This window comes from Amycolatopsis sp. BJA-103 (assembly GCF_002849735.1).
Classification (GTDB): domain Bacteria; phylum Actinomycetota; class Actinomycetes; order Mycobacteriales; family Pseudonocardiaceae; genus Amycolatopsis.
Genome location: NZ_CP017780.1, coordinates 2,649,930 through 2,662,638, shown reverse-complemented (window position 1 = coordinate 2,662,638; position 12,709 = coordinate 2,649,930). Strand labels below are relative to the sequence as shown.

Here is a 12,709-nt window from a genome sequence, read left to right as displayed (position 1 = left end):
ATCCGAGTGAGAACCACCTCAGCTCTCGAGCAGCGCCAGCAGTTCGGTGTTGCCGAACATCCTGGCCGCGTCGATCGCCGACGGCTCCCCCGCCCTCGGGTCCGCACCGCCCTCGAGAAGAGCCTTCACGACCTCGGGCACGTTCTTGAACACCGCGCCGGCGAGCGGGCTCTGCCCCTTGTCGTTCTCACGGTTCGGATCGGCGCCGCGCTCGATCAGCGCGGCGACGGTCTCGGCGTGCCCGTGGTACGCGGCGAGCATGACCAGCGTGTCGCCCCGGTCGTTGGTCAGGTTCGCCGAGATGCCCGCGTCGACGTACGCGGTGAGCTCGGCCGTCGCGCCGGAACGGGCGAAGCCGAACACCTTCGCCCACAGCTCCAGCAGTTCGGGATCGAATTCCTCGGCCTGTCCGGGGTTCTCCGTCATGCGGCCGATTCTTCCACAGGAGCAGCGGTCCGGGCGGCTTGTCGCACCGCCCGGACCGGTGGCGTCAGCGGCCCGCGTTGGGGTAGGGCAGCAACGCCATCTCACGGGCGTTCTTGATCGCCGTGGCGACCTGCTTCTGCTGCTGGGGCGTCAGCCCGGTGACCCGGCGGGCGCGGATCTTGCCGCGGTCGGAGATGAACTTCCGCAGCAGGTCGGCGTCCTTCCAGTCGACCTCGGTGATCTTGTTGGCGTGCAACAGGTTCGTCTTACGCTTGACGGGGCGGTCCCGGTTCGGCTTCACCAGCTCGACTTCGTGACGCCGGGCAGTTCGCCGTTGTGCGCCATCTGCCGCATCCGGACCCGCGAGAGCCCGAACTTCCGCAGGTAGCCGCGCGGGCGGCCGTCGGCGGTGTCGCGATTGCGGATCCGGGTCGCGCTGGCGTCGCGCGGCATCGCCTGCAGGGCCGACACCGCGGCCGCCTTCTCCTCGGACGACGCGGACGGCGAAGCGATGGTGGCCTTCAGCTCACGGCGGCGTTCGACGTAGCGCGCCGCGATCACCTTGCGCTGCTCGTTCTTGGCGATCTTCGACTTCTTGGCCATCAGCGCTCCTCCTTGAATTCGACGTGCTTGCGCGCGACCGGGTCGTACTTGCGCAGCACCATGCGGTCCGGGTCGTTCCGGCGGTTCTTCTTCGTGACGTACGTGTAGCCGGTGCCCGCGGTCGAGCGGAGCTTGATGATCGGCCGGATGTCGGTGCTCTTGGCCATCAGAGCTTCACCCCTTTCGCACGGAGCTCGGCCACGACGGCCTCGATCCCCCGCTTGTCGATGGTCTTCATGCCCTTCACCGAAACCCGCAGCCGGACCCAGCGCCCTTCGCTCGGCACGAAGTACCGCTTGGCCTGCAGGTTCGGCTCCCAGCGCCGGGACGTGCGCCGATGCGAATGCGACACCTGCTTCCCGTAGCCCGGTTTGCGGCCGGTGACCTGGCACACGGCGGACATACACCCTCCCAAGTTGATATCGGTTGTCGTTTTCATTTACTCTACACAACCGAACCACAACGCCCTCGACGCCCCGGAGCTTCAGTGACCGACAACCCCCGCGTGCCCCTCGTCCTGATCAGTGGCCTCGCACCGGGACCGAACGCCGACCTCGCCGAGCGGCTGCGCCTCGCCGAGCCCGGCACCGCCGTCGTGCACCACGACCTGAGGCAGATCCACTCCGGCGTGGTCCGACGGCGGATCCGGCTCGGCGACCGCGACCAGCTGACGGTCCTCGAACTCGCGCACGGCTGCGTCTCCTGCACGCTGCGCGAAGACCTCCTGCCGTTGCTGCGCAAGCTTTCGCAGATGCCGCAGGTGCGGCGCATCGTGGTCCGGCTCGACGAGGCCATGGAGCCCGAACCGGTCAGCTGGGCGCTGCGCAACGTCCTCGTCGGCGAGCGGCCGGTGATCGAGGACGTCGACCTCCAGGCCGTACTGGCCGTCGTCGACTGCGCCGGCTGGCTGGCCGACAGCACCGGAGACGACACGCTGGCCGAGCGGAACCTGCTGGCGAGCCCGGAGGACGAGCGCACCGTCGCCCAGGTCGCGCTGGCCCAGGTCGAGTTCGCCGACCTGCTCGTGCTGGCGGGCGCGGCGACCGACGCCTGGTCCGCGGCGAAGGCGTCGGCCGTGCTCGACCGGGTCGCCCCGTCGATCCCCCGCGTCGAACTGTCCGCCGTGGACGGCAAGACCGTGCTCGACGCCGTCCCGGCCGGAGCCCGGCGCGGCGAGGTCACCGACATGCACGGCCCGCTGCTGCGCGGCGAACCGCCGGTGCACACCGACTGCGGGATCGGGCTGCTCACCTTCACCTCGCAGCGCCCGTTCCACCCGGAGCGCCTCCACGACGCGATCGACGTCCTGCTCGACGGCGTCGTCCGGAGCCGGGGCCGGCTCTGGGTGGCGAGCCAGCCGGACATGGCGCTCTGGATCGAGTCTGCGGGCGGTGGCCTCGGGATCGGGCACGCCGGGGCGTGGCTCGCCGCTCCCGACGGGCCGGACTGGGCCGACGTCTCCCCGGAACGCCGCACGCTCGCCTCCCTGCGCTGGGACCCGCTGTTCGGCGACCGCGCGCAGGAACTGGTCGTCGTCACCGACCAGGCCACGCCCGACGAGGTCGAAGCCGCCCTCAACGGCGCGCTGCTGACCGACGAAGAACTCGCCGCCGGGGAACAGGAGTGGCTCCGCTACCCGGATCCGTTCGGCGAGTGGCACGAAGAACCGTGTGAGGACACGGAAACCGACCCTGAGAAGCACGACGTGAACATGTCGAACCGAAAGGACGAAACGCAGTGAAACCGGGAATCCACCCCGACTACCACCCCGTGGTGTTCAAGGACCTCTCCACCGGGGACGCCTTCCTGACGCGCTCCACCGCGACGTCGGAGCAGACCATCGAGTGGAGCGACGGCAACACCTATCCGGTGGTGAACGTCGAGATCAGCTCGTGGTCGCATCCGTTCTGGACCGGCAACCAGCGGATCATGGACAGCGCGGGCCAGGTCGAGAAGTTCCACCGTCGCTACGGCCGCCGCGGAGGTGCGAAGTAATGGCCGTCCCGAAGCGGAAGATGTCGCGCAGCAACACCCGGTCCCGGCGCTCGCAGTGGAAGGCGGCCGTGCCCGATCTGGTGCCGATCAAGGTGAACGGGGAGACGAAACTCGTGCCGCGCAAGCTGATGAAACACTTCCACGAGGGTGGGAAGTGACGACGCCGGTCACGGTGCTTTCCGGGTTCCTCGGCGCGGGCAAGACGACCGTGCTCAACCACGTCCTCGCCAACCGTGAAGGACTGCGGGTGGCGGTGATCGTCAACGACATGAGCGAGGTCAACATCGACGCCGCGCTGGTGCGGGACGGGAACAGCCTGTCCCGCACCGAGGAGCGGCTCGTCGAGATGACGAACGGGTGCATCTGCTGCACCCTGCGCGACGACCTGCTGGAAGAGGTGTCGCGGCTCTGCGCGGACGGCCGGTTCGACTACCTGCTCATCGAATCGAGCGGGATCTCCGAGCCGATGCCCGTGGCGGCGACGTTCTCCTTCCTGGATTCCGCGCGGCTGGACACGATGGTGACCGTGGTCGACGCGGTGAACTTCGAGCGGGAACTTGCGGCCGGGGACGCGCTGACCGAACGCGGGCTGGACCAGTACGAGGACGACGGGCGGACGGTCAGCGACCTGCTGATGGACCAGATCGAGTTCGCGGACGTCCTCTTGCTGAACAAGGCGGATCTCGTACCGGCCGTCTCCCTCGAACGGCTGACGGCGGTGCTGCGGCGACTCAACCCGGCGGCCGAAGTCATCGTCTCGACACACGGCCGGGTCCCTCTCGGCAGGGTGCTCGGCACCGGGAGTTACGACGTCGAGCGGGCGCAGGAAGCACCCGGCTGGGTGGCGGAGCTCAACGGCGATCACGTTCCGGAGACCGAGGAGTACGGGATCTCCAGCGTGGTCTTCCGCGCCGGACGGGCGTTCGATCCGGAACGGCTGTGGGACTTCCTCGGCAGGCTCGACTCCGGGGAGTTCGGGACCGTCCTGCGGTCGAAAGGGTTCTTCTCGCTGGCGTCGCGGCCCGGGGTGACCGGGCTGTGGTCGCAGGCCGGTTCGGTCGCCCGATTCGAGCCGCAGGGTGTCGAGGAGGTGCCGCGGCAGGAACTCGTGTTCATCGGGGTGGGACTGGAGAAGGACGCTCTGCTGGACTCGCTTCGGGGTTGTTTGTCCGATGTGGACGCTTTGGCGGGTGCGGATCCGTTTCCGGAGTGGGAAGCGGTGCACGTTCACTGAGGTGCCGGGTCAGGGTGGCGATGGAGTGAAGGGCCATCCACCCCGGCTTGCCACTCGACGTAGCTGGTGAGCACGAGATGTCGCCCGGAGTGAGGGGTGTGTGGAAATAGGGACGTTCAACGTCCCTATTTCCACACACTCCTCGCAACTCCCGTTACCACTGGACCAGTCAGGCGGGACCGTGTGGATTTCTGGTCGTCCAACGCACCAAAATCCACACGGTCGGCGTCATGCTGCTGGACACGGCGTAATCTACTCCGCCGGAGGCTTCGTCCCACCCAGTTGCCGATGCCCACGTGCCGTGTCCATGTACTCGCGTACGCGGTGGATCCGGTCTTGACGCAGCACGAAAACGAAGCAGTAGTCGTTGTGATACCTGCCGCCGTCCGCCAGCGTCGCGGTCATGGTCTCCTCGACCACCACAGTGTCGCCGGCCGGATGGAAGCCGTGGAACTCGATGGCGACGTCCGAGACGAACACCTTCCGGAAGTCCTCCGCCAGGAACCGGACGATCGCCTGCCTGCCGACCAGGTGACCGGAACCCGCCAAGGCGACGGCGGTCGCGTTGCCCGGCGGGGCCAGCCACTCGGCGTCCTCGGTGAACACTCCGGCGATACGTTCCGGATCGTAGGTACCGAAAGTCTTCCAGGCGTTCTGGACGATCCGCAGGCTGTCCGTTGTCATGCCCGCCAGTCAACCGGGCCGTCCGTCCGATTACTGGCGACTTCGCGACGTCATCCCGAGCAGCAGCCGCCCGCGGGCGCGGCCCCCTCGTAGGCGTCGTGCCAGTTCCACCACTCGTAAGGCGGAGTCTGCGGATACCCCTCCGGCGAGTCCTCCCACTCCTCCTGCCGCCCCAGCGCGGTGATGTCGAGGTAACTCCACGTGCCTCCCATCACCTCGTCACCGCGATCGTTGACGAAGTACGTGCGGAACACCTGGTCACCTTCGCGGATGAAGGCGTTGGTGCCGTGCCATTCGCCGACGCCGTGATCGACGTCGAAGTCGCCGGTGATCGTGTACCACGGCATCGTCCAGCCCATCCGCGCCTTCAGCCGCGAGATGTCCGGTTGCGTGCCCCGCGAAGCGAAGGCCAGCGTGGTGTCGCGAGCGTTCAGGTGTGCGACGTGCGCGACCTGATCGGCCACCAGCGAGCAGCCTTTGCAGGCGTGGTCGGGGAAACCCTCCACGCCGGGATCGAAGAAGGCCCGGTAGACGATCAGCTGCCGCCGCCCTTCGAACAGGTCGAGCAGCGTCACCTTGCCGGACGGGCCATCGAACTCGTACGGCTTTTCGACCGTGACCCACGGCATCCGCCGCCGCTCGGCCGCCAGGGCGTCGCGCGCGCGGGTCAGCTCTTTTTCCTTGACCAGCAGACGAAGCCGCGCTTCTTCCCACTCCGCCGGCGAGACGATGGTCATCCCGCCAGCTCCGCGGGCAGGACGCTTCGCCGGTTCGGCTGCCCCTCACCGGTCGTAATCAGCTCGCGCAGGCTGGTGCCGACGTAGAAGGTCCATGCCTTGTGGCAGACGTCGAAGCATTCGTACTCCGGGACCAGCCCGTGGTGGGTGAAGCGCGCTTCGGTCTTGCCGTCCTTCTCGGTGATCTCGAACGTGATCGTGGTGCCGACCCACTCCGTCTTGTCACGGGTGAAGTCGAAGTGGTTCTCGAGGACCAGCCAGGAGACCTTGCGGCCCGGCACGGACTCCGTGATCCGCATCCGGCAGCGGTGGAGCTCCTCGTGGTGGTACTCGAACTCGTCGCCGGCGTGCACGACCTCCTCCGACCACCACCCGCGGACGTCGGTGAACGCGTCGAAGACCTGTTGTGGCGTCTGTTCCACGGTAAAACTCGTCGTAAAGCTCATGATGAACCCTCCAGGTGCTCTTTCAGAGCCGCGAGCGGCCCGTCCCAATCTCGGGCGAGCGCGGCGAGGAACTGCTGGGCGACCTGCATCGGGGCCGAGCGTAGCCGGTATCGGACGCGGCGCCGCTCCCCTTGCTCCGGGGTCACCAGCCCGGCTTCGGTGAGCAGCGCGAGATGCTTGGCGATGGCCTGCCGCGTGATGGGCAGCCGATCGGCCAGATCCGTCGCCGTCGCGGCGCCGCCCGAGGCGAGGGTGGCGAGGATGCTCCGCCTGCTCGGGTCGGCCAGTGCGACGAAGACCTGTTCGGCGATCGCTTCGGTGTCAGGCGGCATCGAGGTATTCGATCAGTTCGCCCAACTCGGCCGCCCACCCCTTCGTGTTCCCTTCGAACGCGACGCTGTGGGCATCGTCCGGAAGCTGGGAGAAGCCGGACTCGACGACGGTGAGCCGCGTGCCCGCATCGACCGGTTCGAGGGTGAACTCGACATAGGTGCGACGAGGATCGTCGTCGGGCAGACCGTAGATGTTCCAAGTGAAGCCGAAGATCTCCGGCTCTTCGACGCGCTCCACACGCATGTGCGCCTTGTGCCCCTCATCCCATTTCATCTCGGCGTCACCACCGGGCCTCAGGTCGATGCTCGCCTGGTTCCCGAACCAGGTGCCCAGCCCTTCGGCCGTGGTCAGCGCGGCCCAGACCTTCGCGGGCGGATGGGCGATCTCGACGGTGCGTTCGATGCGGTCGGGGAATCCCATGACGGCCTCCTCAAGTAGCAATCATTCGGTTGCTATAACTTTGTATAGCAACCGACTGATTGCGTCAAGGTCGGATCAGGAAGCCGTGTACAGCGCGCCGAGGAACTCCAGCAGGAGCCGTTCCCGCAGCGGACCGGGTGCCGTGGCCAGCAAGGCGTTGATCTCCGCCATCCGGGTGGGCAGTCCCGCGTCGCCGCCGAGCCCCGCGGCCGCCAGCAGCCCGGCGAACTGCTCCGGCGTCAAGGTCGCGGGGTCCAGCGCGGCGACGAACTCCGCCACCTGTGGGTCGACGACGACCGGTCCGGACTCCTTGGCGGCCACGACCGAAGCGGCGAGGCTGTCCAGGAACTCCTTTTCGATGCCCCGGTTCGCCGCGGTCACGGTCAGGTGCAGGTTCGCGGGCGACGACTCGTGGGCGAACTGGGGCTGGACGTACCAGCCGCGCTCGCGCATCTCGTCCGCGACGGTGAACAGGTCGAACCCCGCGCCGGGCTCCACGGTGAACGCGAGCAGGGTCGACACCGGATCGCCGAGGACACGCAATCCGTCCAGCGCCTCGATTCCGGCGCGGATCTCGACGGCCGCCGCACGCGCGGCCGAAGCCAGCTTCACGTAGCCCTCGTCGCCGACATGGCGCACGACCGCCCACGCCGCGGCGAGCGGACCACCCGAACGGGTGCTCTGCAACGTGGTGTTCAGCATCGTGTAGCCGGGCCAATCGGCGCTGGCGAAGTACTGCGGCCGGCGCAGTCCCGCGTCGGCGTGCAGGAGAACCGACACGCCCTTCGGGCAGTAGGCGTACTTGTGCAGATCCACCGACACACTGGTGACACCGGGAACGTCGAAGCCGAACGGACCGGGCTCCAGGTACGGCAGCACCCAGCCGCCGATGCAGGCGTCGACGTGGAACCGGACGCCGTCCAGCAGCGCGGCGATCTCCGGGATCGGGTCGAGGACGCCGTGCGCGTACGACGGCGCGCTCGCCACGACGAGCACCGTGGTGTCGTCGACGGCCGCGGCCATCGCTTCGGGCACGGCGCGGAAGGTCACCGGATCGACCGGCACCGCCACCACGCGGACCCCGAAGAAGTGCGCCGCCTTGTGGAACGCGGCGTGCGCGGTCGTGGGCAGCACGATGCTCGGCGACGCCACGTCCGGACGCGCGTCGCGGGCGGCCAGGACGGCGAGCATGCACGACTCCGTGCCGCCCGAGGTCACCGAACCGACCGTCTCCGCCGTTCCGCCGAGCAGGCGCGCGGCGGTGCCGACGAGGTCGTTCTCCATCCGCAGCAGGCTGGGAAAGGCTGTCGGATCGAGGCCGTTGGCCGACGACGCCAGCGCGTGCGCCGCGGCGCCGAGTTCGTCCACTTCGGACAGACCGCTGTCGTAGACATAGGCGAGTGTCCGGCCACCGTGTGTCGGCAGGTCCCCCGCGCGCAGTTCCCGCAGCTCCCGGAGGATGTCCTCGGCGGTCACGACCGGCGCTCCAGCACCGACTTGCGCAGCAGCGGGATGCCGAGCGCGATCAGCACGGCGGGCAGGATCGACGCGCCGAACAGGATCGCCGTGAGCGCGCTGTCCGGCTGCACGGCGTCCGCGCCGAGGCCGGACTGATAGCCACCGAACTGCAGCACCAGGCCCCAGATCCCCGGCCCGAGCGCGAGTCCGAGCGTCTCCGACGCCGTCCAGACACCGGCGGCGACCCCGGCCCTGGTCTCACCGGTCCGCTCCTCCTCGTCGCTGATCAGGTCCGGCAGGATCGCCAGCGGGAACACCGAGATCCCCGCATACCCGACGCCGCAGAAGGCGACGAACACCATCGTGACGGGGATCGTGAACACCTTGGCGCCGAGCAGGCCGAGGAGCCCGATGGCGAACGCGGTGGTGGCGAGCCGGAACCCGGTCAGCTTCCCCACGGTCGCGCCGAGTTTGGGCCACAGCGGCATGGTCAGGAGTGCCGGGCCGACGAAACCGACGAACAGGAGCGTCGAGTAGCCGGAGCTGCCGAGGATCCGCTCGGCGAAGAACGGGATCGCGGCCAGCACGGTGCCGATGCCGAGCGCCTGGATGAAGTAGACGCTCAGCAGCCAGCGGAACGGCCGCCACTGCGCGAGCGTCCGGAACAGCTCACGCGGGCTGACGGTGTTCGGCCGCAGCGCGCCGACCGGCGCGTCCTTCAGCCCGAAGTACACGCCGAGCGTCGCGAGCAGGATGATCACGGCGATGAACACGCCCATCACCCGGTAGCCCGCGATCCCGCCGACGAGTTCGGTGATCGCCGGGGCCCCGCCGCCGCAGATCAGGATGGCGACCGCGAGGAACCCGATCCGGATGCTGGTCAGTTTCGTCCGCTCGTCCGCCGAGTCCGTCAGCTCGGCGGGCAGCGCGTTGAACGGCACCTGGAAGAACGCGTACGCGGTGGCGCACAACAGGAACACGACGACGACGTAGATCGCGTCGGGCACCGGGCCGCCGAAGCCCGGATGCGCGAAGAGGGCCGCGAAGAGGATCGAGACGCCGATGCCGCCGAAGAGCAGGAACCGGCGGCGACTGCCGGTGCGGACCATGTCCGCGTCCGACAGCCTGCCCGCGATCGGGTTAAAGAGCACGTCCCATGCTTTGGGAACGAACACGATCAGGCCGGCCACGCCCGCCGCGACGCCCATCGTGTCGGTGAGGTACTTCAGGAGGAGCAAGCCGGGAACCGTCCCGAACGGGCCGGTGACGAACGAGCCGAGCGAGTAGCGATACCTCGTCCGTGCTGGCAGGGCTGCCAATGATCCTCCTCGAGGCGATTCTCCCGATGAAGGCCTCAGTATTGGATCTTGGCCACCACCGGGTAGTGGTCGGAGGGAATCGTGCCACCGTCGTAATGCACGAGCTGTACCGGGCCGACAGCGGCGAGTGGGCGGCCGCCCGCCTGCACGGCTCCGACGTAGTCGAGCGAGTCCCGGTAAGTCGCCGGAACGGACTTCGCGGCGTTCGGGTTCGTCGCGGCGTCGAAGGTGTACGCGCCTGCGCCGGCCGTGCGGAGGACGCCGCCGAGGAAGGCTTCGCCCTGCTGGACCTGGGTCCGGCCTTGCGCGTCCTTGCGCGCCTGTCCCGCCCAGTACTCGATGTTCAGGTCACCGGCGATCACGACCGGCTCGCCGACAGGCGCGTATTTCGTGACCAGGTCCCTGATCTCGCCCAGTTGGGCCATCCGGATGTCGTGCGCCTTCGGCAGCGTCTCCGGTCCCTCGTCGGCCTGCATGTGGGTGCCCGCGATCCAGAGCGGCTTCCCGTTCACGACCAGCCGCGCGAGCGCGGCGCCCTTGTTGGACAGGTAGTCCGCCGTGCCCGAGTAGGAATTGCGGAAGACCAGCTGGTGCTGTTCGGTCACCGGCGCCTTGCTCAGCACGGTGACCCCGCCGTTGACCACGATGGGTGAATTCGAGCAGTTGCCGTTGACCGTGGTCCAGCCCGGCGACGTCTTGCAGTACTGGCCGACGAGCGGGGTCTGGTGCGGCCAGACGTCCTTCAGCCGGTTCCGCATCTCCTCCGCCTGCGCGCTGAACGCCTCGTCCAGGACGACGACGTCGGCGTCGTTCGCGCGGATGACGGCCTCGGCCGCGCGGGCCCTCGCCTGCTTGTCCGAGGTGTTCGGGCTGGCGATCCACGGCAGCTGCCAGATGTTGAACGCCATGACCTTCACCGAGACCGCGGCTTGGGCGGGGACGGCGGTTCCGGCGAACATGGCGGCGGCGATGGCGAGCACGGCGAGCTTCCGCACGAATGACCCTTCCGATGTCAGGAGACGACGAACGTCCGGGAAGTCCCGCTGAACGCGGAGATCGCCCCGTTCCAGCCGTTCTTCCAGTTGCCGAAGTGGACCACGCGGTATTTGCCGATCGGGGCGTTCGCGGGGATCTTCCAGTGGACGACGGCTTTCGATTCGGCGACGAAAGTCCTCGCCCAGTGGTACTTCGTGTCCCAGTCGCCGTCGTCGGCGTGCCGGATCCACTTGCCGTCCACCAGCCGCTGGATCTCCAGGAACGTGCCGCCGCGCCGGAGGTCGTTCTTCGGATGGCCGGTGACGAACTCGACGGCGACCTGCTCGCCGCGCGCGTAGGTGCTCTTCGCGTCGACAAGGACGTCGCCGAAGGACTTGAACACGGGCGCGCTGTCGAAGACGACGCCTGGCTGGAAGTTGATCAGCTTGCCGCGCAGGTCGCGCGGCGTCGGCCCGTGCGGCACGGTCCGGCCCGTCTTCATCGCGGCCGCGAGTTTGGCGAATTCCTGCTGGTAGGCGGGAAGCGTGTACCGGCCGTAGAGGGTCGACGCGCCTTCGTACTGCTGCGAGTCGTATTCCTCGGGCGTGGTGACGTACTGGCTGTAGGCGTTGGAGTAACCCTGGACGAGCACGTTCTCCAGGGGGACGCCGAGTTCCGCGGCGACGGTCCGGCGCAGGCGCAGGCCGGACACGATCGTCAGTTCGGCGGGCACGGCCACGAGGTGCAGCTGTCCGATCCGGACGATCTGCAGCGGCAGGACCTCCGGCGTCCACGGGTACGGCTTCATCGCGCCGAACGGGACGGCGACCACCTTCGGCGCCTGCGCGTCGGCGAGCGCCTGCGGGATCGGCGCGTCGATGCCGCCGAGCCAGTCGATGAACGGGTTCTTCACGCCTTCGGGGAGCGGCAGGCCGGGGCCGTCTTCACGGCTCCCCGCCAGCATCGAGACCCCGATCGCGGCCGTGCAGGTGTGCTGCGGCCGCCCGTTCGGCGTGTACTTCGCGTCGACCGCGACGTCGGACATGTCGACGTAGCACATCCGGTGATCGACACCGCCCGTCACGGCTTCGGCGGCCGCGTCGAAGGCGCTCTTCGCCGCGCGGAACTGGAGGTCGCCGATGGTGCGGGTGTTCTCGAACTCCGTCTCCGGCGTCCCCGGCGAGAGATTCAGGTTCGGGCTCATGTCGCCGGTGTTGGTCTGCGGGAACGCGGCGACGAACCGCGGATTCCCGTCGAGGTAGCGCACGCCGGCGTGGTCGTGCTCCCACTCGTAGGCGGCGTACCCCTTGTTGTCGCCGCTGATCAGGTGGTTGCCGTTGCTCATCGACGTGCCGTGCGTGGCGAACCAGCTGATCGCGCCGACGTCGGCGCCGTTCTGGCTGAACCGCAGCACCGTGACGGCCGGGTCGATCGCCTGCGGGAAATGGTCCTTGTCCGCCTGCGGGTTCAGGTCGAAGGCCTTGCGGGAGCGGTTGACGCTCGCCTTGGTCAGTTCCGCGCGGCCGAGCCGGATCGACCCGGGTGCGAGGTTCGCGTGCGCCCGGCTGATCGCCTCGAAGATCCCGTCGACGACGGCGTCGTAGACCTCTTGCTGGAACCCGAGGATCGCCAGATCGTAGGCGGCGTAGTGGGAATCGCCGCCGCACGCGGAGTGGGTGTGCGTCGCGTTGAGGAGCACGTTCTGCTCGGTGTAGAGCTCGCCGTAGGCGGCTTTGAGCTTGCGCATCACGCCCTGGTGGACGGACTGGAACAGGGCGCCGAGGTCGGCCGTGACGAACGCGATCCGCTTGGCGCCGTCGTCGACCACGAAGGCCCTGGCCCGGGTGCGGAGGTGGATGCCGGCGGTCTGCTGTTGCGGCATCGAGTAGCCCATCATGCCGTTCTCGGCCGCCGGGCCGGTGACGTCGGAGATGCCGACGCCGACGCGGAAACCCTGCTGCCGCGGCGTTTCCGCCCGCGCGCTCTGGGCGCCGAGCACGCCCGCCGCGACCGGCAAGGCCGCCGCACCCGCAAGAACCCGCCTCCGGCTCACCGCCATGAGATGCACCTCCCGGCCAC

Annotated in this window: 18 protein-coding genes; 4 read left to right on the top strand and 14 right to left on the bottom strand. The window is 68.6% G+C overall.

Annotated elements, in window-relative coordinates; translation table 11 throughout:
- Positions 1-18: 18 nt before the first annotated feature.
- The 5 genes from BKN51_RS11235 to rpmB all read right to left on the bottom strand — a co-directional run bounded on the left by BKN51_RS11235 (position 19) and on the right by rpmB (position 1,432).
- Positions 19-426 carry an ankyrin repeat domain-containing protein gene (locus tag BKN51_RS11235; RefSeq protein WP_101607581.1) on the bottom strand — a complete coding sequence of 136 codons (408 nt, stop codon included), beginning with the start codon at positions 424-426 and terminating at the stop codon, positions 19-21.
- A 64-nt stretch (positions 427-490) separates the two neighbouring features.
- Complete coding sequence (gene rpsR / locus BKN51_RS11230; RefSeq protein ID WP_101607580.1) at positions 491-730, bottom strand: 30S ribosomal protein S18; 240 nt, start codon at positions 728-730, stop codon at positions 491-493.
- Positions 724-1,029: a 30S ribosomal protein S14 gene (rpsN, locus tag BKN51_RS11225; RefSeq protein ID WP_101607579.1), complete on the bottom strand. Its 306-nt coding sequence runs from the start codon at positions 1,027-1,029 to the stop codon at positions 724-726. Before rpsN ends, rpsR begins: the two co-directional genes overlap by 7 nt.
- Positions 1,029-1,196, bottom strand: coding sequence for a 50S ribosomal protein L33 (rpmG, locus tag BKN51_RS11220; protein ID WP_005149953.1), 168 nt, complete (start codon positions 1,194-1,196; stop codon positions 1,029-1,031). Before rpmG ends, rpsN begins: the two co-directional genes overlap by 1 nt.
- Positions 1,196-1,432: a 50S ribosomal protein L28 gene (gene rpmB / locus BKN51_RS11215; protein WP_005149951.1), complete on the bottom strand. Its 237-nt coding sequence runs from the start codon at positions 1,430-1,432 to the stop codon at positions 1,196-1,198. The genes rpmG and rpmB overlap by 1 nt, the downstream gene beginning before the upstream one ends.
- Before the next feature lie 84 nt (positions 1,433-1,516).
- Between rpmB and mrf the strand changes: the two genes are divergently transcribed.
- The 4 genes from mrf to BKN51_RS11195 are packed head-to-tail and all read left to right on the top strand — an operon-like array spanning position 1,517 to position 4,258.
- A complete protein-coding gene (mrf, locus tag BKN51_RS11210) occupies positions 1,517-2,770 on the top strand; it encodes a ribosome hibernation factor-recruiting GTPase MRF (RefSeq protein ID WP_101607578.1) in 1,254 nt (417 codons plus the stop codon).
- Positions 2,767-3,024 (top strand): type B 50S ribosomal protein L31, encoded by a 258-nt coding sequence (locus tag BKN51_RS11205; RefSeq protein ID WP_101607577.1) that lies wholly within the window; start codon positions 2,767-2,769, stop codon positions 3,022-3,024. The genes mrf and BKN51_RS11205 overlap by 4 nt, the downstream gene beginning before the upstream one ends.
- The gene (gene rpmF, locus BKN51_RS11200) at positions 3,024-3,182 is read left to right on the top strand and encodes a 50S ribosomal protein L32 (RefSeq protein ID WP_016334054.1); all 159 of its coding nucleotides are present in this window, start codon (positions 3,024-3,026) and stop codon (positions 3,180-3,182) included. Before BKN51_RS11205 ends, rpmF begins: the two co-directional genes overlap by 1 nt.
- The gene (locus tag BKN51_RS11195) at positions 3,179-4,258 is read left to right on the top strand and encodes a GTP-binding protein (protein ID WP_101607576.1); all 1,080 of its coding nucleotides are present in this window, start codon (positions 3,179-3,181) and stop codon (positions 4,256-4,258) included. The genes rpmF and BKN51_RS11195 overlap by 4 nt, the downstream gene beginning before the upstream one ends.
- A 252-nt stretch (positions 4,259-4,510) precedes the next feature.
- Here BKN51_RS11195 and BKN51_RS11190 read toward each other — a convergent pair whose 3' ends face one another.
- From BKN51_RS11190 to BKN51_RS11150, 9 genes are all read right to left on the bottom strand, one after another.
- Positions 4,511-4,942: a nuclear transport factor 2 family protein gene (locus tag BKN51_RS11190; protein WP_101607575.1), complete on the bottom strand. Its 432-nt coding sequence runs from the start codon at positions 4,940-4,942 to the stop codon at positions 4,511-4,513.
- A 50-nt stretch (positions 4,943-4,992) separates the two neighbouring features.
- Positions 4,993-5,679 (bottom strand): DUF899 domain-containing protein, encoded by a 687-nt coding sequence (locus tag BKN51_RS11185; protein ID WP_101607574.1) that lies wholly within the window; start codon positions 5,677-5,679, stop codon positions 4,993-4,995.
- Complete coding sequence (locus BKN51_RS11180; RefSeq protein ID WP_199193044.1) at positions 5,676-6,101, bottom strand: SRPBCC family protein; 426 nt, start codon at positions 6,099-6,101, stop codon at positions 5,676-5,678. The genes BKN51_RS11185 and BKN51_RS11180 overlap by 4 nt, the downstream gene beginning before the upstream one ends.
- Before the next feature lie 20 nt (positions 6,102-6,121).
- Positions 6,122-6,457, bottom strand: a complete 336-nt coding sequence (locus BKN51_RS11175; RefSeq protein WP_101607572.1) for an ArsR/SmtB family transcription factor — start codon at positions 6,455-6,457, stop codon at positions 6,122-6,124.
- On the bottom strand, positions 6,447-6,878 hold the full coding sequence (locus tag BKN51_RS11170; protein ID WP_101607571.1) for an SRPBCC domain-containing protein: 432 nt from the start codon (positions 6,876-6,878) through the stop codon (positions 6,447-6,449). Before BKN51_RS11170 ends, BKN51_RS11175 begins: the two co-directional genes overlap by 11 nt.
- Before the next feature lie 75 nt (positions 6,879-6,953).
- The gene (locus BKN51_RS11165; RefSeq protein ID WP_101607570.1) at positions 6,954-8,354 is read right to left on the bottom strand and encodes a pyridoxal phosphate-dependent decarboxylase family protein; all 1,401 of its coding nucleotides are present in this window, start codon (positions 8,352-8,354) and stop codon (positions 6,954-6,956) included.
- Positions 8,351-9,655 (bottom strand): MFS transporter, encoded by a 1,305-nt coding sequence (locus BKN51_RS11160; RefSeq protein WP_101607569.1) that lies wholly within the window; start codon positions 9,653-9,655, stop codon positions 8,351-8,353. Before BKN51_RS11160 ends, BKN51_RS11165 begins: the two co-directional genes overlap by 4 nt.
- Positions 9,656-9,690: 35 nt before the next feature.
- The gene (locus BKN51_RS11155) at positions 9,691-10,650 is read right to left on the bottom strand and encodes a sphingomyelin phosphodiesterase (RefSeq protein WP_101607568.1); all 960 of its coding nucleotides are present in this window, start codon (positions 10,648-10,650) and stop codon (positions 9,691-9,693) included.
- Between the two features lie 17 nt (positions 10,651-10,667).
- Positions 10,668-12,689, bottom strand: coding sequence for a neutral/alkaline ceramidase (locus BKN51_RS11150; RefSeq protein WP_101607567.1), 2,022 nt, complete (start codon positions 12,687-12,689; stop codon positions 10,668-10,670).
- Positions 12,690-12,709: the final 20 nt, after the last annotated feature.

Bases quoted from the DNA above. Each gene is read 5' to 3' on its own strand.
- rpmG (WP_005149953.1), bottom strand. From the start codon at position 1,196: ATGGCCAAGAGCACCGACATCCGGCCGATCATCAAGCTCCGCTCGACC.
- BKN51_RS11190 (WP_101607575.1), bottom strand. From the start codon at position 4,942: ATGACAACGGACAGCCTGCGGATCGTCCAGAACGCCTGGAAGACTTTC.
- BKN51_RS11150 (WP_101607567.1), bottom strand. From the start codon at position 12,689: ATGGCGGTGAGCCGGAGGCGGGTTCTTGCGGGTGCGGCGGCCTTGCCG.
- BKN51_RS11185 (WP_101607574.1), bottom strand. From the start codon at position 5,679: ATGACCATCGTCTCGCCGGCGGAGTGGGAAGAAGCGCGGCTTCGTCTG.
- BKN51_RS11175 (WP_101607572.1), bottom strand. From the start codon at position 6,457: ATGCCGCCTGACACCGAAGCGATCGCCGAACAGGTCTTCGTCGCACTG.
- rpmF (WP_016334054.1), top strand. From the start codon at position 3,024: ATGGCCGTCCCGAAGCGGAAGATGTCGCGCAGCAACACCCGGTCCCGG.
- rpmB (WP_005149951.1), bottom strand. From the start codon at position 1,432: ATGTCCGCCGTGTGCCAGGTCACCGGCCGCAAACCGGGCTACGGGAAG.
- BKN51_RS11235 (WP_101607581.1), bottom strand. From the start codon at position 426: ATGACGGAGAACCCCGGACAGGCCGAGGAATTCGATCCCGAACTGCTG.
- BKN51_RS11170 (WP_101607571.1), bottom strand. From the start codon at position 6,878: ATGGGATTCCCCGACCGCATCGAACGCACCGTCGAGATCGCCCATCCG.
- rpsN (WP_101607579.1), bottom strand. From the start codon at position 1,029: ATGGCCAAGAAGTCGAAGATCGCCAAGAACGAGCAGCGCAAGGTGATC.